Consider the following 1,341-nt stretch of genomic DNA (forward strand, 5'->3'; position numbering starts at 1 on the left):
CGCCCGGGAAGCTGCCGCCGACGGTGGTGCCGACCTTCCGCCGCCCCCCGTCGTCGGAGAACCACACCGAACCCTGCGGCCCGCAGTGCCCGGCGGTGAGGATGAACTCCCGCCGCCCGTCGGTGACGTTGAACCCGGCCGAGCAGCGGCCAGCCGTCGACAGCACGGGCAGCCCGCCGGCCAGACGGGTGGTGAAGGCGCCCTCGACCCGCTCCATGCGGACGAAGTCGCCGATGCCGTCGGCCACTTCGGTCAGCGACGACCAGTCGTCCGCGGACACCGTGCTGTCCCCGCGCACCACCACCTGGTTCGACCGGTAGTCCTTCATCCAGGCCGTGCCGGGCACCCGCGGGGCCGAACTCAGCGTCCTCGTCGCGGAGTCGAAGTCGTCCATGCTGTGCCGCACCATCTTCGGCTCGGCGCCCGCCGCCCGCACCTCGGCCGCCGCCTCCTCGTCGGTGAGGGGTTCGCCGTCCAGTTCGAGGCGCCAGCGCAGGTCGACGGTGCCGTCGCCGCCGAAGAAGGACCGCAGGTCGGCGGGCGGGGTCCGGTCGGCGCCGGCCACGGCGCCGGGCGCCAGGTACACATAGACCTGGACCGGGTAGAAGCCCCCGCCGGAGGGGTAGCGCCGTTTGGCCCGCCCGTCGAGGTCGCCCCAGGTGACGGTGGCGAGCAGAGCGAGCAGGTCGGCCGCGGGCACCGGCCCGTCGGCGAAGTCCCGGAAGGACGACGCGTCGAACAGGGCCAGCGTCTCGGCGGGGCCGGGTGCGGGCACGGACAGCCGGGGCAGCGAGGCGGGCAGCCGCCGTTCGGCGATCCGCGCCTCCTTGAAGGCGGCCTTGGCCTTGGGGTCGAGGGCGATGCGCACGTCCGTCCCCGCGGCGGCCCCCGGCGCGGTCCCCTCCGGATCCGTCACGGCGGGCGCGAGACCGTCCGCGACGGCGCGTGCCGTGGGCGTCCGGATCAGCACGTCGACGGGGACCGTCCGGCCGGTCGCCGACTCGATCTCCTGGGCGATGCGGATCATGCTGAACGAGGTCGCGCCCAGGTCGAACAGGTCGGCGTCCGGGTCGACGGCGGGAAGGTGCAGCACGGCGGCGGCCGTCCGGGCCACGTCCTCGGCGGTGAGCCCGGCCGGGGCCGCGTCCGCGGCCGCGGGGTCCGGTGCGGTCCCGGGGGCGGCCGGCAGGGCGGCGGCGGTCAGCGCGGCGAGCGTCGGCCCGCTGATCAACGCGTCGACCGGCAGCGAGGTCCCGGTGATCCGTTCGATCTCCTGGGCGATGCGGATCATGCTGAACGAGGTCGCGCCCAGGTCGAACAGGTCGGCGTCCGGGTCGATCC

Annotated in this window: 2 pseudogenes; both read right to left on the minus strand. The window is 75.4% G+C overall.

Annotated features, from left to right (window positions below):
• Nucleotides 1–463 (minus strand): annotated as a pseudogene (locus LPA54_RS32620) (alpha-lytic protease prodomain-containing protein); the annotation flags it as partial.
• Nucleotides 464–991: 528 nt separating this feature from the next.
• A pseudogene (locus LPA54_RS32625) lies at nt 992–1,291 on the minus strand (phosphopantetheine-binding protein); the annotation flags it as partial.
• Between the last annotated feature and the right edge of the window lie 50 nt (nt 1,292–1,341).

The sequence above is a fragment of the Streptomyces sp. DH12 genome, from assembly GCF_020873895.1.
Lineage (GTDB): Bacteria > Actinomycetota > Actinomycetes > Streptomycetales > Streptomycetaceae > Streptomyces.